The 22,469-nt window shown below is 40.4% G+C and carries 19 protein-coding genes and 1 tRNA gene; all 20 read right to left on the reverse strand.

Annotated elements, in window-relative coordinates; genetic code table 11:
• Nucleotides 1-474: 474 nt before the first annotated feature.
• A complete protein-coding gene (gene gdhA, locus BMX21_RS02795) occupies nucleotides 475-1,821 on the reverse strand; it encodes an NADP-specific glutamate dehydrogenase (protein ID WP_092041076.1) in 1,347 nt (448 codons plus the stop codon).
• Between the two features lie 487 nt (nucleotides 1,822-2,308).
• The gene (locus BMX21_RS02800; RefSeq protein ID WP_092041079.1) at nucleotides 2,309-3,748 is read right to left on the reverse strand and encodes an SH3 domain-containing protein; all 1,440 of its coding nucleotides are present in this window, start codon (nucleotides 3,746-3,748) and stop codon (nucleotides 2,309-2,311) included.
• 41 nt (nucleotides 3,749-3,789) lie between these two features.
• A tRNA-Arg gene (locus BMX21_RS02805) sits at nucleotides 3,790-3,861 on the reverse strand.
• A gap of 116 nt (nucleotides 3,862-3,977) precedes the next feature.
• The gene (locus tag BMX21_RS02810) at nucleotides 3,978-4,940 is read right to left on the reverse strand and encodes a DUF5688 family protein (protein WP_092041082.1); all 963 of its coding nucleotides are present in this window, start codon (nucleotides 4,938-4,940) and stop codon (nucleotides 3,978-3,980) included.
• Nucleotides 4,941-5,062: 122 nt separating this feature from the next.
• The gene (gene efp, locus BMX21_RS02815; protein ID WP_022752652.1) at nucleotides 5,063-5,620 is read right to left on the reverse strand and encodes an elongation factor P; all 558 of its coding nucleotides are present in this window, start codon (nucleotides 5,618-5,620) and stop codon (nucleotides 5,063-5,065) included.
• Between the two features lie 137 nt (nucleotides 5,621-5,757).
• Nucleotides 5,758-7,224, reverse strand: a complete 1,467-nt coding sequence (locus tag BMX21_RS02820; RefSeq protein WP_092041085.1) for a methyl-accepting chemotaxis protein — start codon at nucleotides 7,222-7,224, stop codon at nucleotides 5,758-5,760.
• Between the two features lie 377 nt (nucleotides 7,225-7,601).
• Nucleotides 7,602-8,039, reverse strand: coding sequence for a type II 3-dehydroquinate dehydratase (locus BMX21_RS02825; RefSeq protein WP_092041088.1), 438 nt, complete (start codon nucleotides 8,037-8,039; stop codon nucleotides 7,602-7,604).
• Between the two features lie 93 nt (nucleotides 8,040-8,132).
• A complete protein-coding gene (aroE, locus tag BMX21_RS02830; protein WP_092041091.1) occupies nucleotides 8,133-9,524 on the reverse strand; it encodes a shikimate dehydrogenase in 1,392 nt (463 codons plus the stop codon).
• Nucleotides 9,521-10,060 carry a YqeG family HAD IIIA-type phosphatase gene (locus tag BMX21_RS02835; protein ID WP_022752656.1) on the reverse strand — a complete coding sequence of 180 codons (540 nt, stop codon included), beginning with the start codon at nucleotides 10,058-10,060 and terminating at the stop codon, nucleotides 9,521-9,523. The genes aroE and BMX21_RS02835 overlap by 4 nt, the downstream gene beginning before the upstream one ends.
• A gap of 49 nt (nucleotides 10,061-10,109) precedes the next feature.
• Nucleotides 10,110-10,868, reverse strand: a complete 759-nt coding sequence (locus BMX21_RS02840; RefSeq protein WP_027203995.1) for an ABC transporter ATP-binding protein — start codon at nucleotides 10,866-10,868, stop codon at nucleotides 10,110-10,112.
• A 30-nt stretch (nucleotides 10,869-10,898) separates the two neighbouring features.
• Nucleotides 10,899-11,720, reverse strand: a complete 822-nt coding sequence (locus BMX21_RS02845) for an ABC transporter ATP-binding protein (RefSeq protein WP_092041094.1) — start codon at nucleotides 11,718-11,720, stop codon at nucleotides 10,899-10,901.
• Nucleotides 11,721-11,832: 112 nt separating this feature from the next.
• On the reverse strand, nucleotides 11,833-12,645 hold the full coding sequence (locus tag BMX21_RS02850; RefSeq protein WP_092041099.1) for an ABC transporter permease: 813 nt from the start codon (nucleotides 12,643-12,645) through the stop codon (nucleotides 11,833-11,835).
• Nucleotides 12,638-13,582 carry an ABC transporter permease gene (locus BMX21_RS02855; protein WP_022752658.1) on the reverse strand — a complete coding sequence of 315 codons (945 nt, stop codon included), beginning with the start codon at nucleotides 13,580-13,582 and terminating at the stop codon, nucleotides 12,638-12,640. Before BMX21_RS02855 ends, BMX21_RS02850 begins: the two co-directional genes overlap by 8 nt.
• Before the next feature lie 71 nt (nucleotides 13,583-13,653).
• On the reverse strand, nucleotides 13,654-15,240 hold the full coding sequence (locus BMX21_RS02860) for an ABC transporter substrate-binding protein (RefSeq protein WP_242952856.1): 1,587 nt from the start codon (nucleotides 15,238-15,240) through the stop codon (nucleotides 13,654-13,656).
• 130 nt (nucleotides 15,241-15,370) lie between these two features.
• Entirely contained in the window at nucleotides 15,371-15,841 is a 471-nt protein-coding gene (gene nrdR, locus BMX21_RS02865; RefSeq protein ID WP_022752661.1) for a transcriptional regulator NrdR, read from the reverse strand.
• A gap of 92 nt (nucleotides 15,842-15,933) precedes the next feature.
• Nucleotides 15,934-17,235 (reverse strand): cell division protein FtsZ, encoded by a 1,302-nt coding sequence (ftsZ, locus tag BMX21_RS02870; protein WP_022752662.1) that lies wholly within the window; start codon nucleotides 17,233-17,235, stop codon nucleotides 15,934-15,936.
• A gap of 131 nt (nucleotides 17,236-17,366) precedes the next feature.
• Complete coding sequence (locus BMX21_RS02875; protein WP_092041102.1) at nucleotides 17,367-18,611, reverse strand: cell division protein FtsQ/DivIB; 1,245 nt, start codon at nucleotides 18,609-18,611, stop codon at nucleotides 17,367-17,369.
• Entirely contained in the window at nucleotides 18,604-19,776 is a 1,173-nt protein-coding gene (locus BMX21_RS02880) for an FtsW/RodA/SpoVE family cell cycle protein (protein WP_022752664.1), read from the reverse strand. The genes BMX21_RS02875 and BMX21_RS02880 overlap by 8 nt, the downstream gene beginning before the upstream one ends.
• Before the next feature lie 81 nt (nucleotides 19,777-19,857).
• Complete coding sequence (gene murD / locus BMX21_RS02885; protein ID WP_092041105.1) at nucleotides 19,858-21,216, reverse strand: UDP-N-acetylmuramoyl-L-alanine--D-glutamate ligase; 1,359 nt, start codon at nucleotides 21,214-21,216, stop codon at nucleotides 19,858-19,860.
• A 177-nt stretch (nucleotides 21,217-21,393) separates the two neighbouring features.
• Nucleotides 21,394-22,368, reverse strand: coding sequence for a phospho-N-acetylmuramoyl-pentapeptide-transferase (gene mraY / locus BMX21_RS02890; RefSeq protein ID WP_092041108.1), 975 nt, complete (start codon nucleotides 22,366-22,368; stop codon nucleotides 21,394-21,396).
• Nucleotides 22,369-22,469 lie beyond the last annotated feature (101 nt).

Genomic DNA, 22,469 nt, shown 5'->3' on the forward strand with positions numbered 1-22,469 from the left:
TCTTTTCCCTCCTTGTGCCTATGCTGCATACATGATATCTTCATGCTGCATTTTACGAAAAGGTTTTCGTAAAATTCCCCTGAGCATAGTTTATATTATTTACTCATTATATATATTAAACATGTTAGATATAGCTAACCAAGCTTATATTCTCTCGAAATTTATTTCGGCAATTAGTTGTAAATTCTTAACTATTGTACAAAGAACGCAGTAATTATGATTGTTTTTATGATAAAAGACATAATGGAATGCCCAAAGTAGTCACATTACCTAACGATTCTAATAACACTTGTTTATATCATTAATTATAAAATCACTTAATCAGTAGGTAAATAGAAAAACACGTCCTTATGCTTATATTAATTTCATATACTGTAAGAAAAAAGCAGCACAGAATAGTCTGTGCTGCCCTGATAGTCTTTATATTGATCCAAGTACCGGGATATCCTCTGGTGCCTTATGATCATTTTAGTATTAAACTATGCCCTGAGCCTTCATAGCCTCAGCAACCTTAAGGAATCCGGCAATGTTAGCACCTGCTACATAATCGCCTTCCTTACCATACTTCTTAGCTGCTTCAGAGATGTTCTTGTAAATATTCTTCATGATTCCGTGAAGCTTCTCATCTACTTCTTCGAATGTCCATGAAAGTCTCTCTGAGTTCTGACTCATCTCAAGAGCTGATGTAGCAACACCGCCTGCATTTGAAGCCTTACCACAGATAAAGAGTACACCATTGTCCTGGAGATACTTAGTAGCATCAAGAGTTGTAGGCATGTTAGCACCTTCGCATACTGCATATACACCATTTGCAACAAGTGCCTTAGCATCCTCAAGATCAAGCTCATTCTGTGTAGCGCAAGGAAGAGCTACATCGCACTTAACATTCCATACACCGTGCTCGCCATTCTTCTTCTCATGATACTCAGCTGATGAACGGTTTGCAGCATACTCAGACAGACGTGCTCTCTTAACTTCCTTGACCTCTTTAAGAAGCTCAACGTCGATTCCTTCAGGATCATAGATCCAGCCTGTAGAATCAGAACATGTTACAACCTTTGCACCAAGGCTCTGTGCCTTCTCAATAGCATAGATAGCAACGTTACCTGCACCTGATACAGTAACAGTCTTACCTTCGAAGCTTGTGCCATGATCCTTGAGAAGCTCATCTGTGATATATACAAGGCCATAACCTGTAGCCTGTGTACGAGCAAGAGATCCGCCATAAGTAAGTCCCTTACCTGTAAGAACGCCTTCATATACGTCTTTGATTCTCTTGTACTGACCATAGAGATATCCGATCTCACGTCCGCCTACACCGATATCACCTGCAGGAACGTCTGTGTCAGCTCCGATGTGACGATACAACTCTGTCATGAAGCTCTGGCAGAATGCCATAACTTCTCTATCAGACTTACCCTTAGGATCAAAGTCAGAACCACCTTTACCGCCGCCGATAGGAAGGCTTGTAAGTGAATTCTTGAATACCTGCTCGAAACCAAGGAACTTGATGATACCAAGGTTTACTGAAGGATGGAAACGAAGTCCTCCCTTGTAAGGTCCGATAGCTGAGTTAAACTGTACACGGAAACCATTATTAACCTGAACCTGTCCCTTATCATCTACCCACGGTACTCTGAAAAGAATCTGTCTTTCAGGTGTTGTAAGTCTCTCGAGAAGAGCCTCTTTACGATACTCCTCTTCATTAGCTTCGATAACTACTCTAAGAGATTCAAGTACCTCTTTAACTGCCTGGTGGAACTCCGGCTGAGCTGGATTCTGTGCTACGACTCTGTCGTAAATCTCGTCTACGTATGACATTTCACTACTCCTTCCCGCGCCTTGCGCGATAAAAATAATATAGCAAGCCAAAATCAATTTCCGAATCAACTTCTTCATCTGCAATTCCAAAGTTTGGAAATCTATTTTCAACTTGAAATTAGCTGTTTTATAAAAAAAGAGCAATAAAGATCTAACGATCTCTACGCTCCATTGTGCAGACACCTTTGTCAAAAGTTCTATATTACTGTTGAAATCAAATTATGAACTGATTCAATATCATACACGGATCATTGTATCCATATATACAATTCTGCCCCGCATCTGTGAAATATTATATTACGTAGCCTCTAATAATTCAATACGCTTTATTGCACTAAAACGTCAACGTTTTAAATAGTTTTATCTATCAATTTGCACAAAGATCGAGTCACTATGAAATGACTCGATCTTTATATTTTAAACCATTATGACTTTCTGAAAATAGGCCCAATAACTCATGCTCACTTCATTAAGCACTCAGCATAAATTATTTAGTAAGATACTCAGTCTTTACAAATCCCTTGATGCCGTTATATTCTACTTCACACCATCCATCGGCACGATAGTTGGTAACCTTGATCTCGTCACCCTGATAAGCGTTACCAAGCACCTCAGATTCAGTACTTGCAGACTTTCTGATACGTACTGTCTCTTTTACATGATATGTTCCGTTACCTGTTACGCCGGTATTTTCTGTAGATGCTGTATCTGTATCTTTAGTCTCGGTAGTCTTTGTGTCAGTCTCTTTAGTATCAGTGTCCTTAGACTCAGTATTCTTAGAATCAGTACTATCATCAGTTGATTCTGTCTTAGTACTATTGTCTGTTCCGTCAGATACTACTGTGAAGTACTCTGTACGAACATATGCAGTCTTACCTTCATACTCAATCTTGCTCCAGCCGTTGGCAAGCGCTTCGATCTGAGTGAACTGCTGTCCTACCTCAGTCTTACCAAGAACATCTGCATTGGTAGAATCAGAACTTCTTATCTTAACAACTGTAGTAGCCTCAATTATCACAGGACCACTGGCAGTACTATCTGTAGCAGTCTCTTTACTTTCAGAAGTAGAAGCAGCGTCATTACTTGCGCTGTCACCTGCTGCACTTGTATCCTGTGTTGCAGCATCTGTAGATTCTCCTGATGCCTCTGCTGTAGCTGATGCAACCTCCTTACCTACTGACTTATTGACCTCTTCTGAGAAGTTTGTAAGGAAAGCGCTGAGCTCAGCATTCTCTTCAAGCATAGTGTTGTAGTTAACAGCTACTTCATTACTAAGATCTATAAAATCATCCTGTACACTTAATGCTTCAATGTATGATATGATCTCTTCATCAAGCTCACCGAAGTAGAGGTAATACTGTCCCTCTTCATTGGTTCTGATGTAATAGGTCTGAAGTCCCGGTACCTGCTGTTCAAAACCTTTAAAATAGAGTTCAAAATATACATATGTTACATAAGCGCCTGTTTCAGGTCCTTTCTTGGTATAGACCTTGATGGCATCGAACTTGTCATAATATTCTGCCGATACCTGATATCTGATAAGTGCAGGTTCTGTAAGTCCTACAGTTATGGATTTGATAGTATCCATATCTCCTGTTGCCTGGGCCTCATAGAACTTATTGATAAGAGATGTGATCTCAGGATAGGCATCCTCTTCCATTACAACTTCTACAGCATCTGCAGTACTACTCTCTACAGCAGATGCTGTAGCTACCTTCTCAGCAGAAGTAGAAGCTGTAGCTGTAGTAGCTACGCCAGTTCCATTATCATTTTTTCCTGCACGCACAGCTAGCAGAATAGTGATAAGAAGACATGCCACCAAAAAAGCCGGCATTACGATTCTCTTGTTATCAGCAATGTAAGTGGCAAGATTAAACTCACTTTTACGAAATGATTCAAACTTATTCTTATCATTCTTACGTATCATATCATGCAACCTCTTTACTTTATAAACTACCCTTCTAAAAATGCACCCGACAGGAATCGAACCTGCATTAAAGGCGTCGGAGGCCTTCGTTCTATCCATTAGACTACGGGTGCAGGAATAATTTCTATTTCTCATATAAGGTCCCGAATTAATACGGGACCTTAATTGTTACAAATTTATTACGCACCAATGTATAATATCATATTAAACCATTTGTGTCTATGTTTTTTTACGCAAGGCCAGTTTTTAACGCTATTTCGTAATAATCAAGCACTTCATCAAGAGCTCTGTCATAATAGTATACATTGTCTGAAAGCACATCTTCTGTTTCAACTTCCGTCATGTTTACATATCTGACCATATTATAAAGTTCTGCAGCTATATTCTCATCAAAGCTTTCATTTTCATCAAGGACGAGTATAAGTTCATGAACAGATGAGGGCAGGATATAGAAATTCCTATCGTATTTTCTGGCAAGCGCGCACAAAAGTCCCGGATTTAGCATCACTGATGCTCCGTAGGTTTTATCTTTATTGGTCAGGATCTTAAGGAATGGAATCTGATCATCTTCTTTCGCTTCGCCTTCACTACCATCATCTTGAGCTTCACGTCTGCCCGACATGATATATCCAAAGATATCATCCAGAACGCTCATCATAGGAACCAGTTCGTAATCCCCTGATTTCATCGCGTTAAGGCACGCAGCCTCATAGAGGTCCTCTTCTGATATATTCCAAAGTGATACGTGATCGTTTTTGATCATGATGATACCTTCAAATGCCTTATCTGAAACTTTACTGTAATACAAAACCGCAAGATCTTTGAATCTCCTGTGAGGAAATCCTTCTATATACTCCTTGTTTTTCTTGTAATTAACAAGCTTCATCCGGACTCTGTCCCTTACCTTGTCAAAATCCCTATAATATCCAACTTCAAAATGTTTGTCACCACTCTTCTTCCTTGCATCCTCGACCCTGTCTATAATCTCCATGAAGCTTGTACCGTCTTTGAAAGCCTCATACATTGGTTCAAGATATATCACTTCGGATATATTACTCCCCGGACATATTATATTAAGGCAATTATAAGTAACTCCATTATTCTTATCTACTTTACAAGTTTTAACATCACACTCAGGATGTCTTTCTGACATCACTGATACTACCTGTTCACAAAACGATTTAAATTCCATCTTCCAACTCTCCAAATAAAAATATATTAATAGCAAAAAAGGCAATAGAAACATCTATTAGATATTCCTATTGCCTTACAGACATATAAATATTCAGAGAATATGATATACGATACTAAGAATTAAACTCTTGAAAGGTACTCACCTGTTCTTGTATCGATCTTGATTACATCACCCTGGTTTACGAACAGCGGAACTGAAACCTGTGCACCTGTCTCAACTGTAGCAGGCTTTGTAGCACCTGTAGCTGTATCTCCCTTAAATCCAGGCTCTGTATCTGTGATCTCAAGCTCTACGAAAAGAGGTGGCTCAATAGCAAATACATTACCATTGTAAGAATTAACTTTGCACATCTCATTCTCTTTAACGAACTTAAGTGAATCGCCAACTATATCCTGATTTACAGCGATCTGCTCGTAAGACTCAGTATCCATGAAGTTGTAAAGATCACCATCACTGTAAAGATACTGCATATCTCTTCTCTCAATATGAGCCTGAGGGAATTTCTCAGTAGGTCTGTAAGTAGTCTCGATAACACCACCATTGATGATATCCTTAAGCTTTGTACGAACGAAAGCTGCTCCCTTACCTGGCTTAACGTGCTGGAACTCGATAACCTGGCAGACCTTGCCATCTACCTCGATTGTAACACCATTTCTGAAATCACTGGCTGTAACCATAAAATCCTCCTGATAATAACATATAAAAGCAAACCGGATGTTTAGCCAAAACAGGCTCACTCATCCAATTTAACAATTCTTTTCTTAAACAACATATCATAGTTTAAACTATAGAATACACTTTTGTCAACAACTTATCATCCATTTGTCTGCATGTCTTTGAGCTTGTTGGCCTGCTGGAATATCTGTCCAAGTGTATTCTTAAAAGCATCAAATTTTTCGACAGCGCGGTCGGAGGATTCTGCGCCCTGATTGGACAGTGATGCAACTTCCTGGCTAGTAGCAGAAAGGTTGGATATACTGTCATTGATCTCAGTAGTCGAGGAGGCTATAGACTTCATACCTTCTCCTATCTCCTGGAATCTGTCAAGCATCTCAGTTACATTGTCATTGATACTATCGAAGTTCTCACCAACTGTTTCTATCATATCATTCTGCTCAGATACAGATGTTACGGTATCATCTATGCTGGCCATAGCTTTCTGTACATCTTCTGTGAGTTCATTGATAATATTTGTGATCTGAGTAGATGCTGTATTGGTCTGGGCTGCAAGTTCTCTGACATCATTAGCAACGACAGCAAATCCCTTACCTGCATCACCGGCTCTTGCGGCTTCTATGCTTGCATTAAGAGCAAGAAGATTGGTCTGTTTGGATATAGACATAATAGATCCGACTATCTGCTGCACTTCTTCAACTTTATTAATAACTGCCTGAGTAGTCTCAACTGTAACCTGGCTTGTTCTGGCAACTTCCTGAGACTTTTCTTTGAGTTCACCTATTACCTGTACACCTTCATGTACCGTTTTCTGCGCATTCTCCGAAGCCTTGGTCATCTCCTGTCTATGCTGTTCTGTTGCCTGTGTTTCATCCTGAATATGCTGAACTCTTTCTGCCTGATTGGTAATAGCATGAGCAGTGCTCTCCATACTGCTTGCAATATCTCTCATTCCGGACTGCTGATCATCCATTATCTCCTGAAGAGATGACATATCGTTTTGCGATTCATTAAACAGATCAGTGATCGTATTTGCTATATCAGCCATAGCTTTTCCTGTTTCAAGAGATTTCTCTGCATTTTCTGTGATCACAGTATTGTTTTCTTCATTGAATTTTGTAAGAAGAGTAACTGTACACAGGCATGAAACAAAAGCAAGAGCAAGAGTTATGAAAGCAGGAACATGTACCATATCCAAGCTGCCTTCGGCAAAATAAGTCTTGATACAAGTTAAAGTAAATGAAATAGTGATAGCAGTCATTCCCATTTTACATAATCTTACATTCAGATAGATAATGGAACAGATCAGAATTGGAAGTCCAAAGGCAAAGTAAACTATATTGTCCTCAGCAATGAGAAGCACAAAATAGAAAATAGTTGAACCACCCATTATAAGAATAGAACCCATTTTGACGGTACTAAACTTGAATTTGCCAAGAGATATCATGGCTCCTCCAAGCAATGCGTTTCCAATGATAGCGATATTACCAATCGTCATACCTTTCATATAAATATCATTAATTGTCATCAGAAGACCTGCTACTATTATTACTGCACACACATAAAAACTGTTATTATTGGCTCTCTTATACTGTTCAGCATTCATATAGTACTCTCCTTAGCATAGACCCCACATGTCCTTGTTATAAAACATTTAAAACGCTACCTCGTTCATTACTAAAATACAAAATGAACCATCTATTATATCGGTTATTATTATTTTATACGTAAGATTTTCAAAGCTATTATTAAATATATTTTTTATACATTACTATATCTGGATGGTTTTTAAAGGAATCTAAGATCGCAGCTCAGATAATCTCCAACTAATATGCTGCTTTTGTCTCATTAGTTTTAGAGGAACAAAAATCGCAGCTCTGATACTCATCAAAGCTGCGGCTGCACAATCTATATATTAAAATTTTATGACCTCAAAAACACCTCCTCGCAGCTATACTGAAGCAGATATTTTATAAAGTCTCATTATGATCTGTTCAAAATAGCATGGTCGATAGCTTCCAGATATCCTGCAAGTCCGTGGCCTACTATCTGTTCGTCGCAGGCGGGAGCCGTCACAGAATTGGATCTGAATGATTCTCTGGAATTGATATCAGAAATATGAATCTCAATCTTATATATCTTTTCAAGACTCTTAAGCGCGTCATGAATCGCATAACTATAATGAGTATATGCTCCGGGATTGATTATAATCGCATCTGTACCATTAAAATATGCTTCCTGAAGCTTGTCAATAATAGCACCTTCGTGATTGGACTGATAACATTCTACTTCTGCTCCCACTTCCAAAGCTTTATCCTTAATAGTCTTTACAAGATAATCATAGTTCTGCTCGCCATATATTGCTTTCTCCCTGATTCCAAGGAAGTTCAAATTAGGCCCGTTTACAACTAATATTTTCACGTTCAACCTCTCTTCTAAATATCTATCCTCTGTCTATCCAAGTCTATTCTCAAGACTAAAGTCAAAAATCTTTATGAGTTTAATCTAACATCTTTAATTATCAAGTCCAAGCGCCTTTATTATCTCATCTGCTATGACTATTTTGCTCTTGCCATCTGTATCGACAATAACATCCGCAGCCATCTCATAGAAACCGGCTCTTTCATCCAGCATCTCTTTTATCCTGGACTTTGGATCTTCTACTTGTAATAGCGGCCTTGTAGTATCATGCTTTATACGATCATATACAGCCTGGGGCGATGTACGCAGATATACCACTCTTCCAAGCTTTGAAAGAAGTCTTCTATTGATCTCACGAAGAGGAAGCCCGCCTCCGGTTGCAAGGACAAGTCCGTCATGTTGCTCATTGCCAAGAGCTTTCAAAAGCTTTGTTTCCATATCTCTGAAAGCTCCTTCGCCTTTAGAAGCGAATATACCTGTTATTGAAGTTTCGTAAGTATCTTCTATGAGACTGTCTGTATCAAGTCTTTCATAAGAAAGCCTATCCGACAGTATTTTGGAAACAGTTGACTTACCGCTTCCCATATATCCCACGAGAACTATATTCTTCTCATTTTCAAGCCTTTCGCACATAGCTTTATATATAGCCCTGCTCTGATCATCCGAAATGCTGCACCCCGTCCATAACTCATAGGCATCCACGCCCTGATACAATAGCATCTCAAGACCATTACAAACCTTAGCTCCTGCTCCTTTAGCCAACTGCATGAATTTGGTATTCATGGGACGATATACTATATCGAATCCGGTATGAACCAATTCATAAAACTTAGGATCTTCTATAATAGCCCTGTCATTGTCAGGATGCATGCCTATTGATGTAGCCTGAATACAGAGATATCTATCCCTTGGGATCTCATCATACTTATCAAGAGCCAGAACTTCGAATCTACTGCTGGGAACTTTTGCTGCCACTTCATCTGCAACCTCTCTAGCCCTCTCAACAGTCCTATTTAGGATATAGATGATATCTGCACCTTCTGATGCCATCAAAAAGGCTACAGCTCTTGCCACTCCACCTGCGCCAAGTATTATGACTTTCTGCCCTTTAATAGTAATATCCTGACATTCAAGAGACCTCTTAAGTCCCGTCATATCCGTGTTATATCCCTTAAAGCCTGTCCCGTCACCAGTTCTTACAAGAGTATTAACAGCACCTATCTTCTTAGCAAGAGGATCTATCTCTTTTAGATATGGTATAACTGCTTCTTTATGCGGAACTGTTGCATTCATACCCAGAATATTAAGCGCCAGAGCGCCGTTAACCGCGTTTCCTATATTCTCAGGCTCCACATCAAAAGGGACATATACCAGGTTCTTGCCGGTCATCTCGGCAAGGCTGTTATGTATAAGTGGTGAAAGCGTATGTCCTGCAGGATGTGCCAAAAGTCCGCACGTAAGAGTCTTACCGTCTGTTTCGTTCAAGCTTCAATCCTCCCAATATCAGGCCAGTTACTGCCATTTTTCTTAATATATCTTTTGTAAAAAAATAATACAATCCATTCAAAGCGTCTCTTGATAACGATCTGTATCTCTTCCTTCTTGTCTATCTGACCTACAAGATAAGATTTTATCCCTACGCGTTTGGCTCCCCATACATCTGTAAAAAGCTGATCGCCAACAAAAAATGTATTGGTATTATCTGTATTCATAAGCTCCATCGCTTTAAGATAGCCTCGCTTTGAAGGCTTATTGGCTCTGTATACATACCTTGCTCCCACAGCTTCTGCGAAGGTTCTGACTCTGGGTTCTTTGTTGTTAGATATAAGAACAGTCTCAAAGCCTATGTTCTTAAGCCTGTCAAAAAGAGCTATTGCCCTTTCATCAGCAGGAGCACCATGAGGTACTAAAGTATTATCGATATCATATACTACGCCGCGATATCCAAGCTTATATAATTGTTCATATGGTATGTCATAGGATGACTTTGCAGTAGCATCCGGATAGAAATAGTGTCTCACAGGTTCTCCCCACAATAATAATTATTAGCTCAATAATATTTAATCAAATTTACACAATTCCTGCAGATTTAAGAAGTGTCTTGGTATAATCCGCAGTCGGACTTTTGTATATCTGATCAGTGACGCCGTATTCTACTATCTGTCCATCTTTCATGATAGCAACATGATCGCAGAGATTGTATACAACCCTAAGATCATGAGATATAAACAGAATAGACAAATCCAGCTTTTTATGAAGATGATCCAGAAGCTCCAGAATCTGCGCTTGAATAGTAACATCAAGAGCAGATACAGGTTCATCTGCTATAAGGATCTTGGGACTTTGCATAAGGCTAAGTGCGATACTTACTCTCTGCCTCTGACCACCGGATAGCTGAGACGGATATCTGTTAACATAATCTTCCGGAAGCTCTACCTGCTCGCATACTGTTCTGATCCTATCTTCCATCTCTTCATCAGTCCACTTACGCTTCCTGTCAACTTTTAAAGACTCTTTGAGTATCCAGTGAACTGTTCTTGCAGGATTAAGACTTCCATAAGGATCCTGGAATATCATCTGGGGATATTCGTCTGTTTTGACAATAGATCCTGTGTAATCCTTATTAATGCCCATAATGGCTCTTGCAAGAGTAGATTTACCGCTTCCGCTCTCGCCTACAAGTCCCAGAACTTCTCCCTTGTAGACATCAAGGGACACATTATTCAAAGCTCTGGTCTTTCCTTTTTTCTCAAATATGCTTTTTCTTCGTTTATTATAATAGACGTTTAGATCCTTGATCTCTATCGCCTTTTCATTCCACTCTTTCATATAAACCGCTCTTTGTAAAAATGTATACATTTATGATGTATGTATATCAACCTTAGGAATTGATGCTATAAGCTTCCTTGTATATATATTCTTAGGTCTTAGAAAGATATCATTAACGCTTCCGCTCTCTACTACCACACCCTTTTGCATTACAAGGACTCTTGAACATATCTGCCTTACAAGGCTCAGGTCATGGGAGATGAAGATAATAGAAGTCCCCTCTTCCTTGTTTATGCTCTTTAACAGCTCAACTATCTGAGCCTGAACCGTTACATCAAGAGCTGTTGTAGGTTCATCTGCTATCAGTATCTTAGGATGACCTATCATAGCAGCAGCGATCATGACACGCTGCCTCATTCCGCCGGAAAGCTCATGAGGATACATATCATATACTTTCTCAGGCTCGTGCAAGCCTACTTTGGCCAGCATGCTTATGGCACGGAGTCTTCTTTCTTTTTTGTCAATTTCAGGATGATGGATCCTAAGGCTCTCTTCAGTCTGCCAGCCTATCTTCTTAACAGGATTAAGAGATGTCATAGGCTCCTGGAATATCATAGAAATCTCATCTCCCTGAAAGGTCCTTAGCTTTCGACGATTACAAGTCAGAAGATCCTCTCCTTCGAACATAATGCGTCCGCTTTTGTACATATCATGCCTGCTCAGAAGTCCTGCTATAGCCAGTGCACTTAGGCTCTTACCTGAACCTGACTCTCCTACTATACCGACGATCTCACCTCTGGACAGCTCCAGATCGAAATCCTCCACCGCAGTCTGAGGAAGCTTATGATCATGAAATTCTATATGAAGATCATTTACTGATAAAATGACTTCAAATTTATCACCACTACTCATAATAATCTCCGGGCTTATATCAAAATGCCCTTTTCTTAGTTCAATATATGATTTATAAAAGGCCTGATCTATACCTTTTCTATAACTGATTCTATGATATAAAAAGCTGTGATCATGCCTTTTTTCTAAGTCCTTCTCCAAGGAAAGAAAATCCCAGCACCATCCATACGATCGCAAAACCGGGTCCAAGAACACATATAGGGTTTTTGAGCATGAACTGCTGTGCACTTGAGAGCATATTGCCAAGACTATCATACGGAGGCTGCGAACCTATTCCCAGATATGACAGGCCTGCCTCTGCCAGAACCGCATTGTTAAAACCTATAAGAACCGATGACCATAAGACACCGCTTATATTGGGCATGATATGAAGGAAGATGATCCTAAAATCCGATGCTCCCTGTATCCTGGCATTTTCAACATAGTCCATATTCCTGCATCTTAGAACCTCAGATCTTACAATCCTTGCAAAACTAGGTATAAAAGCTATTCCAAGAGCAGCCATAACCACGATATTGCCCGAATCAAACAGACTGACTATCACAAGAGCAAGAAGAATAGATGGGAATGCCAGCATCGCATCAACGATACGCATGAATACTTCATCAAGAAATCCCCCGAAGTATCCGGTGATAGCACCCAGTAAAGTTCCAAGTCCCGCACCTATTATCATAGTCCCACAGGCGATAGCAAGAGTTATCCTGCTTCCGTACATCACACGGCTGAATATATCTCTTCCCTTATTATCTGTACCCAGTATGTGACTAAGTGACATCCCCTGAAGCTTCTGGGATGCATTCATCTTAGTAGGATCGTAAGGAGTCCAGAACATACCGATCACAACCACAAGCAGCATGATCACTGTAAGGATTATCCCCCATAAGAGAAAAGAATTTATTTTTTTATCTTTAAAATATTTAATCATTGATAGTTTCAATTCTAGGATCCACCAGTCTGTAAATAATATCTACGATAAGATTCACAACCATTACCAAAATAGCTATGCCCATGATGATAGCCTCAACCACCGGATAATCACGGTTGTTGATAGAGCTTAGGAGCATACGCCCTATCCCGGGAATATTAAACACCTGTTCTATCACTATAGAGCCACTCACCATATCTGCAAGCGCCATTCCCATGAATGTTATAACAGGGATCATGGCATTCTTAAGAACATGCCTGTACAGAACCCCCCTTGTAGTATTGCCCCTACTATAAGCTGTCCTTGTATAGTCTTTGGAGATCTCTTCTATCACGCTTCCTCTTAAGAGCTTGACACACATAGTGATCTTTGGGAGAGCTATTGCAATAGCAGGGAATACCAGATATCCAATAAACCCCCAGAAATCTTTCTTGTAGGATATAAAGCCGCCCGGTACGAAGAGCTTTAATGACAGTCCGAATATAAGAGTAAGTATTATACCTGAGAAAAAAGGCGGTATAGCCATAATGATCTGATCCATCACCACCACAAACTTGTCTATAACACTACCCTCATGCCTTGCAGTAAATATCCCCAGAGGAATTGATATAAAGAACATGAGCAAAAATGCCATAACCGCAAGCCATATTGTAATCGGTATCTTATCCATGATAAGCGCAGATACTGATCCATATGAATAGGAGGTACCAAGATCTCCCTGAATGAAACCAGTGACCCACCTAAAATATCTTACGTATATAGGATCATTAAGTCCCATCTCCTGTCTTAACATTGCAAGCTGATTCTGCGTAGCCTCCGTTCCCAAAATCCTCGTTGCAGGATCTCCGGGTATTAAGTTAAAAGCAAGGAACACCAGAATGGATACTACAAAAAGAGTAAGGATCATCATCCCGGCCTTCTTTAATATGTATTTCACTTGTTGATTCTCCTTAAAAAAGGGCCCGACTTCCAAAAAGTCAGACCCTTTTAAATGTCGGATTTTTCAGATTATTCCGCAAGCTTTATCTTGGCTATATCCTGTACATAAAGCGGATAGAAAGTATAACCTGTATACTTACTGCTAAGAGCTACAAACTCAGGAAGATCCTGAATGTAAATAGCAGCCGCTGTCTCGGAAAGAATCTTTTCACACTCTTTATAATACTTGACCTGCTCATCATCATCAACTGTTGCCTGTGCTGCAGCAAAAGCCTTGTCATAATCAGCATTGGCATAATTGAACATATTGTTGTGTGCATCTGAAGTATAACGGTATAAAAGTGCAGAAGCATTCAAAGTAGAAGCATCAAAGCCAACTATTGTAGCTTCATAATCTTTGTTATTATATACTTCTTCAAGCCAAGTATTCCACTCTACCTTCTTGATATTGGCTGTTACGCCTATAGCTTCGAGCTGTTCTACTACTACCTCTGCAGTATCAATGTGAGGTGTGTAATTAGAAGGAACCTTAATAGTGAATGTGAATCCATCAGGATAGCCTGCCTGTGCAAGGAGCTCTTTGGCCTTGTCTATATCCTGATTATAAGTATCATTTAATGACTCGTCAAAATATTTTCCAAAGGAAGGGAACATAGCAGAGCCTATCTCAACACCGGCGCCGCCTGATACAAAGTCCATGATCTCCTGAGGATCTATAGCATAGCACAGAGCCTGACGTACAAGCTCATTATCAAAAGGTGCTACAGCATTGTTGACATAGAGTGCCTGTACCAGGTTCATCTCACCTTCATAGATATCGAATGCATCTAAAAGCTGATCTGCCTGATCACTTGTGATACGAGCGTACATATCAATAGATCCGCCTTCAAGATCAGTAACAATATTGTCAGGGTTAGCTTCTACCTTGAATTCTACGTTTTTGATATGCGCAGCATTGTCAGTATCCCAGTAATCATCGAACTTCTCAACTACAAGATTCTCAAGAGCTGTACGGGATACGAACTTGTAAGGGCCTGTTCCGATAGGATTGTTCTCAACATCTTCACAGTCTGCAGGCATGATAGCAACTGTACAATAACTGATGAACTCAGAATTAGCCTTAGTAAGTGTAACCTTAACATGAGTATCATCAACCTTCTCGATAGAATCAACTATTTCGAATACAGAAGCACCTGTATCCTTGTAACGCTGTAGTGATGCTACTACATCATCTGCAGTAAGAGTCTGTCCATTATGAAACAGGACATTGTCTCTGATTGTAAATGTATATTCTGTTGCATCATCTGATACATCATATCCTGATGCGATCGCAGGATTAAGATTACCATTCTCATCAGGCTTAACAAGGCCTTCAAAGATATTGAACAGTACTTCTCTGGTTCCTGCTGACTGTGCTATGTGGGGATCAAGGCTGTCAAGATCCTGAGGAATACCTACAGTGAACACTTCATCAGAATCAACGCTGCTGGTCTCCTGCGTGCCCTCCTGAGCATTCTGTGATTCCTGAGCATTCTGTGATCCTGTCTCATCATCCTTCTTGGCGCAACCTGCAAGCATAGCAGCTGCCATTGTCAGTGTGCAAACAGCTGCAACTCCCCTTCGCAGCATGTTACCTGACCAAACTTTCTTTTTCATAATATCACTCCTTTTAATCATATATCTTCACTAATACTTTTGATCATAGTATTAGTGCTAATCCTAAACTCAATCTTGTTGCCATTGTAATACCAATAAAGCTTATCTATACAGATGTATACAAGGTTTATCAAGCCTTACCGGGGGCCTCTTTGTTCATTACATCCTTAAGCTCATCCATGAATGTGTTGATATCCTTGAACTCACGATATACAGATGCAAATCTGACATAAGCTACAGGCTCAAGATCTTTCATCTTGTTCATAACAAGTTCACCAATCTCACGGCTTTTGATCTCACGCTTCTCCATGTTGAAGATCTCTGCTTCTACGCTGTCCACAAGCTTTGTGATCTGCTCCGCACTGACAGGTCTTTTATGACAAGCCCTCAGAATACCTGCTTCTATCTTAGATCTGTCATATGGTTCTCTGTTATTGTCTTTTTTAATAATGATAATTGGAATCGTTTCAACCTTTTCATAAGTTGTAAAACGCTTGCCACAGGAGTCACAAATACGTCTACGTCTTATAGATGTGTTGTCGTCAGCCGGACGGGAATCGATTACTCTGGTTTCGTCTTTACCGCAAAACGGGCATTTCATAACAGTGTCCTCCCTTTGATGATATTAATTTCGAAAAACGCTTCAGATGCAGGCACCTGAAGCGTTTAAATTGTTAACTGATTCGCTGATATTTATTTCTTCTGTAAAAACTCAGGAATTTTAAGCGACTTAGGTTCTACAGTAGACCTTACACTGCTATCACTGCGGAAAAAAGTTCTTGATGTTGTAGGTGCCTCTGCTTCAACCGAAGGCTCAACAGGTGTAGGCTGCTGTACAGCAGGCTGTACCTGAGGTGCCATAGCCTGAGGATTAACAAAAGGCCTTGGCTGAGGTATAGATGCAGGCTGCATTGGTCTTACAAATGGCTGTGAAACCTGTGGTCTAGGAGTCACACTCGCAGCACCCTGCATCTGAACAGATGCCTGATTAGCAGCCTGTCTATTCTCTGCAGGAGCGGCTTTGGATATATTCATAGTCTGAGCACGATCTTCAATTCCTGTAGCAATAACTGTGATGTTGCATGTATCAGACTGAGACTGATCATATACAGCACCAAAGATGATATTGGCTCTCTCACCGGCAAGTTCCTGAACATAACTTGCAGCATCAGATGCATCAGCAAGACCGATATCACCGGATACATTGATGATAACATCAGATGCACCGGAAATAGTAGTATCAAGAAGAGGACTTTCAACAGCAAGCTTAACAGCATCTGCAGCCTTGTGATCGCCTGTTCCTGTACCAATACCGATATGTGCGATACCCTTGCCCTTCATAGCTGTCTGTACGTCAGCAAAGTCAAGGTTGATAAGACCAGGTACATTGATAAGATCGGTAATACCCTGAACAGCCTGCTGAAGGACTTCGTCAGCCTTCTTAAGAGCATCGGGCATAGATGTACGACGGTCTACTATCTGTAATAATTTATCATTCGGGATAACAATAAGAGTATCTACGTTATTCTTAAGATTTTCAATTCCCATAAGGGCATTCTGCATTCTGGTACGTGCTTCAAAGCTGAAAGGCTTTGTAACAATACCAACCGTAAGAATTCCCATATCTTTAGCTGCCTTAGCAACTATAGGAGCAGCACCTGTTCCGGTTCCGCCTCCCATTCCGCATGTAACGAATACCATATCAGCGCCCTTGATAGCACTGTTGATATCCTCCACGCTCTCTTCTGCAGCCTTCTCTCCAACTTCAGGTTTAGCACCAGCTCCCAATCCTTTAGTGAGCTTCTCTCCGATCTGCAGAAGTTTTGGTGCCTTACATAATTGAAGAGCCTGCTTATCTGTATTCATGCCGATAAACTCGACACCGGTAACGTTCTCGTCAACCATTCTATTAACAGCATTGTTGCCTGCACCACCAACTCCGACTACGATGATTTTGCACGCAGCTTCAGCCTCATTCGACTTGATTTCCAGCAAAACAACTCCTCCTTCACGTCCAGTTTTAAAACCCTACCATTTATATATCATACGATTTTTTAGGGGATTTCGCAACTATCTTTTTAATATTATCAGTAATTTAACAGCTAGAAAATACTTCATTTTCCCACCTACGTCGCTTCCTCAAATCTGACTGAATCAGTATTCTCATCATAGTCTTCAAGATGAAGCGTTCCCTTTTTCCCTTCCAAAGAAGGAAGGATATAAGGTAATTGTATCACTTTTTCGTCAATATTTTTCTTTGATCCCATAGCAACTTCAATATTGTCAAAATAAAGATACACATTATATACAGAATCAAAATACATCTGATCTGCCTGTAGATTGTATTTGGACAGTAACTGTGTCAGATCAAGGATCTCTGCAAAAACTTCATTATCTTCCACAGGAAGAGGTTTTAAGATAACTACGCTGTCATATTTTAGTCCTCTTACAACAGGAACCCCTTCAAGAAGCTGAGACGAGCTTTCAACTATGATTCCTTCTCTGTCAAAATACATATAGCTTTCAAGATAACTGATACATCCTGCCAACGCTTTTTCGTACACATGTATATCGATGGTGTCAGCAGACTTTATATCTATTGTTATCTTTTCTATAAAAGGTATATCAGTAATAGACTTATCATGATACTTGAATCCTAGAAACAATGAGTTATGAGAGAACATACCGTTCATCACCATATCCTGAATCTGTTCATCGCTATAATAAGTATTACCAGATACATTGACTGTCTGTACCCTGTAGTGAGACCTTATATACTCTATAACACCTACTCCTAAGAGGGCTATGACTGCAATTGTCATCACCAGTATCAGGATACTTTTGTGAAGCCTCAACATATCATATAGTGATATCTTGGGTTTCTTTGGTTTTTTCGGCTTTTTGGGTCTTTCGGTATCAACATATCCCGGAGTAGGCCTGTCTCCGAACTTTCTCTCAAGATATGTTTTCTCCTGATAAGATCTTCTTGGAGCATCGTCCAATAATTTTAGAGAATTGCCTGTTCTGTTATGGTTGCCCTGTCTGCCTGCTCCGCTTCCTTTGTAAGTTTTCTTCTTATAGCCATAGGAAGCTCCGGATTTCTTATATCCTGGCGGAGCACCCGTTCTTCTGCTTACCTGATATGAACTATCATTTGCCATCCTTGAACTACGGCCGGCTCCTGATATCTTCCCGGTTCTTGCTACCTGACCTCCACTTGCCATCTTGGAGGTTCTTGCCAACTGACCTCCACTTGCAATTTTGGATGTCCTTCCTGTCTGACTATTACCTGCCGCCTTCCTTGCTCTGGCTGTCTGGCTCCTGTTGACAGCCCTTACACCGGCGGAACCTGCACTCTTTTTCTTATGCATACTCAGCAGAAGATATCCTTGATACGTTCAGTGCTATCCCTATCTCCACAAGCTGCATCACGACTGCGGAGCCGCCATAACTTATAAATGGCAGTGTGATACCGGTATTAGGGATACTGTTAGTTACAACTGCTATATTAAGGATCACCTGTATAGAAACATGCGCCAGTACTCCGATAACAAGAAGCGCTCCGAACATATCCGTAGCCGAGTCTGCTACCAGCTTAAGTCTCCATACAAGGAGCATGAACATTATCATGATAGCTATAGCTCCAAAAAGGCCCAGTTCTTCACATATTATTGAAAAGATCATATCGTTCTGAGCTTCCGGCAGAAAGCCAAGTTTTTGCATACTCTCGCCAAGTCCTTTACCAAAAAGACCTCCGGAACCTATTGCATAGAGAGCCTGTATGGTCTGATGGCTCGTGCTGCTTGCGAACTGCTCAGGATGAATCCATGCCAGAATACGCCTAAATCTAAAGTTAAGACCATCTGCAGATGATGCAGAAGACGATACCGCATAATATATGGCAAGTGCCGCCACGCAGGCAGCGCCTCCGCCAAGCAGTATAAATCTCTTATAGTCAGGACAGGATACAAAGAGCATCGCTATCGCTATACATATAACAATAAGTGCCGAACTAAGGTTTCTTGTGAGCGAATAGATCAAAAAAGCAGGAACAAGCGACATAATAAGCGTTATGCTAAACCCTCTCCTGGTTGATACCTGCTTACCAAGCTGTGATACAAATCCCGCAAGGAATATTATCATAAGCATCTTACTTATCTCTGCAGGCTGGATAGATATACCAAAGAGCTTGATCCATCTGGTAGCACCGTTAGCAGAATAGGCAAGCGGCGTCTTTACAAGAAATGGTGCAGCACAGGCGCCTCCATATGCCAGTATCGTCACCTTTTTGTAGATCTTATAATTGGGCCAAAAAGATACAACAAGCATGACCAAAAGTCCTGCCGCAGTAGAAATCATCTGCCTTTTAAAATAGTACCAGGCATTACCAAACTTAAGATTAGCTTCATATGAGCTAGTCGACAGAAGCATGATAAGCCCGAATACAAGGAGGAATAACACTATAAAAATGAGACCGTAGTTGACATAATAGGTCTTTTTAAATCTTGCCCTTACCCTTTCCTGCGCATCCATCATAAGTATCCCCCTCCTTAGGTTTTTTCTTTATTGAAGCAGGTGTCAAAAGTTTCTTTTGATCCTTACATCGTCTTACCGTATTCAAAGAGAATTAACATAGCTCTTGAACATCTTGCCCCTAACTTCATAGCTAGGGAACATATCCCAGCTGGCACAGGCAGGAGACAGAAGAACTGCATCGCCAGGTACCGCGTGCTCTGTACAGTATTTTAAAGCGCCATCAAAGCTATCCTCGTGATGGATAGCAGTAAATCCATGTTTTCTGGCACATGCATCGATCTTGTCAGCTGTAGCTCCGATAAGCACAAGTTCTTTGACTTTGCCATCAAAAGCTTCTATCCACTCATCAAATTCACTGCCCTTGTCATATCCGCCTCCTATTAGGAATGTAGGCTTGGACATAGCCTTGATACCTTGGATAGCAGCATCCGGATTAGTACCCTTGGAATCGTTGTAATAGTCAACGCCTCTCTTCGTACCTGAGAACTCTATTCTGTGCTCTACAGCCTTGAAATCATGGATTACCCTAAGAATAGTAGCCATAGGAACATCCATTGCCATAGCGATAGCGATAGCTGCCATAACATTCTCAACATTGCAAAGACCCACAAGATTCATATCATGGATATTCATGATACGGACATTGTCACCTTCACCGGCAAGATATATCTCTTCACCGTCAAGATAGAAGCCCTTTTCAAGCTTTTCATGTGATGAGAAAAAAACCACCTTGGCAGGGCACCTATCAGCAAATTCCCTTGTATACTCATTGTCATAGTTAAGCACACAGGTATCTGCTTTAGTAGCATTGTAGGTGACATTCTCCTTGCACTTTGCATAGTTGTCCATAGTATGATGCCTGTTAAGATGATCAGGAGTGATATTAAGGATTGCTGATACATCTGCATGGAAATTCTCAACAGCTTCAAGCTGGAAAGAGCTGATCTCGGCAACAGTTACACTCTCATCAGTCATCTTCTGTGCTTCAAGTGCATATGAATGACCTATATTACCTACTACATATACATCATTAAAGTGAGCCTTCATGATCTCACCCACAAGAGTTGTAGTAGTTGTCTTACCATTGGTTCCTGTTATAGCTATAAGTTTTCCTTTAGCAAAATTATATGCAAGCTCTATCTCGCTCCATACAGGGATATTTTTGTTCTTAAAATACATGATGGTATCTGTATCAAGCGGTACAGCAGGACTTGGCACCACAAGCGCAATCTCATCTGCAAGTTCCTGAGGAAGCCTTCCTATAACGATCTTAACATTATCAGCATCCTGCTCGAGCTTGGCTCTTACATCTGCTTCATTAACTTTCTCATTCTCATCAAGTAGAACAGGCCATGCTCCTGCTCCGCACAGAAGGTGCGCAGAACCTATTCCGGACAGTCCCGTTCCTATGACCAAGACCTTCTTATCCTTTAAATCCATTTGTAAATCCTCCGTCCAAAGACAAAATATACTTATAAAAACATTATTCTATAATGGCTATATAGCTCATTATTGTGTATAACCATGCGATCATACTCTATCTGCAATATCAGATCACTATATACACACTTACGTATTATCTTCCATCAAAGCTCACTGCAGATACATGATCTCAGATTATCTGCTTATTGCAAGAAGTCCTATAATACCTGCGATGATCGTAACTGTAGTGAACGCATTAACAACTCTTGTCTCAGACCAGCCGCCCTTTTCGAAGTGATGATGAATAGGTGCCATTCTGAATATTCTCTTACCATGAGTGAGCTTAAAATATCCAACCTGCATTACAACAGATATAACTTCTACAGCATAGATGATACCTACGATAGGGATCCAGAGTGTAAGACCTGTAAGATAACTTACTGCTACTACATATCCGCCAATCGCAAGTGATCCGCCATCTCCCATATATACTTTACCCGGATATACATTGTAGTAAAGATATCCAAGAAGTCCTCCAAGAAGAGCTGCGCTTACCGGAGCAAGCTCTACAGTAGACATAGCTGCAACTATCACGAAGAATGTCGCAACAACAGCTGTAACAGATCCGCACAGACCGTCTACTCCGTCCGTAAAGTTGGTTCCGTTGGTTGTAGCAAGTGCTACAAGGAAAAGGAACGGAATATTAAACCATGATAGATTAATTTCTTTTCCCCAAAAAGGGATGTACATATTGTAGAAATCATCAAATGCAGTATTAACAAAAACAACAAATACTACCATCACGATGAACTGCAAAAGGAGCTTCTGCCATACGCGAAGACCGAGATTCCTGTGCATTACAACTTTGATATAATCGTCGATAAAGCCTACGATATAAAAACCTATTGTAAGTATGACAACTGCCCACAGCTTAGGAGTCTTAACGGCATATGGAATAGTAACTATCAGCATCGGAAGAAGGAATATGATACCTCCCATGAGAGGCGTTCCTGCTTTTTTCTTATGAGATTCAAGACCCTCTTCTCTCTCAGAATCCTTAATGCCAAGATTCTTAAGGATCGGGATGATGATCTTACCGGCTATAAGAGCCAGTATCCACCCGATAATGATAGGCGCAGCGATATACTTTAACAATACTTCATTAGACATAACAACATCTCCATACATTACTATTAAATACAGTGTAGATTCCCAAACACATATACACTAAATGCATCCCACATAAGCAGCTTCTCTAAAGCCATACATCT

The sequence above is a fragment of the Butyrivibrio sp. TB genome, assembly GCF_900110805.1.
Lineage (GTDB): Bacteria > Bacillota > Clostridia > Lachnospirales > Lachnospiraceae > Butyrivibrio > Butyrivibrio fibrisolvens_C.

What these genes read in the sequence shown, in the direction of transcription:
- murD (WP_092041105.1), bottom strand. Translation starts at nt 21,216, where the DNA reads ATGGATTTAAAGGATAAGAAGGTCTTGGTCATAGGAACGGGACTGTCC.
- BMX21_RS02845 (WP_092041094.1), bottom strand. Translation starts at nt 11,720, where the DNA reads ATGAGTAGTGGTGATAAATTTGAAGTCATTTTATCAGTAAATGATCTT.
- BMX21_RS02860 (WP_242952856.1), bottom strand. Translation starts at nt 15,240, where the DNA reads ATGAAAAAGAAAGTTTGGTCAGGTAACATGCTGCGAAGGGGAGTTGCA.
- BMX21_RS02875 (WP_092041102.1), bottom strand. Translation starts at nt 18,611, where the DNA reads ATGCATAAGAAAAAGAGTGCAGGTTCCGCCGGTGTAAGGGCTGTCAAC.
- efp (WP_022752652.1), bottom strand. Translation starts at nt 5,620, where the DNA reads ATGGTTACAGCCAGTGATTTCAGAAATGGTGTTACAATCGAGGTAGAT.
- BMX21_RS02850 (WP_092041099.1), bottom strand. Translation starts at nt 12,645, where the DNA reads ATGATTAAATATTTTAAAGATAAAAAAATAAATTCTTTTCTCTTATGG.
- BMX21_RS02800 (WP_092041079.1), bottom strand. Translation starts at nt 3,748, where the DNA reads ATGATACGTAAGAATGATAAGAATAAGTTTGAATCATTTCGTAAAAGT.
- BMX21_RS02840 (WP_027203995.1), bottom strand. Translation starts at nt 10,868, where the DNA reads ATGAAAGAGTGGAATGAAAAGGCGATAGAGATCAAGGATCTAAACGTC.
- mraY (WP_092041108.1), bottom strand. Translation starts at nt 22,368, where the DNA reads ATGTCTAATGAAGTATTGTTAAAGTATATCGCTGCGCCTATCATTATC.
- BMX21_RS02820 (WP_092041085.1), bottom strand. Translation starts at nt 7,224, where the DNA reads ATGAATGCTGAACAGTATAAGAGAGCCAATAATAACAGTTTTTATGTG.
- nrdR (WP_022752661.1), bottom strand. Translation starts at nt 15,841, where the DNA reads ATGAAATGCCCGTTTTGCGGTAAAGACGAAACCAGAGTAATCGATTCC.
- BMX21_RS02880 (WP_022752664.1), bottom strand. Translation starts at nt 19,776, where the DNA reads ATGATGGATGCGCAGGAAAGGGTAAGGGCAAGATTTAAAAAGACCTAT.
- BMX21_RS02810 (WP_092041082.1), bottom strand. Translation starts at nt 4,940, where the DNA reads ATGGAATTTAAATCGTTTTGTGAACAGGTAGTATCAGTGATGTCAGAA.
- gdhA (WP_092041076.1), bottom strand. Translation starts at nt 1,821, where the DNA reads ATGTCATACGTAGACGAGATTTACGACAGAGTCGTAGCACAGAATCCA.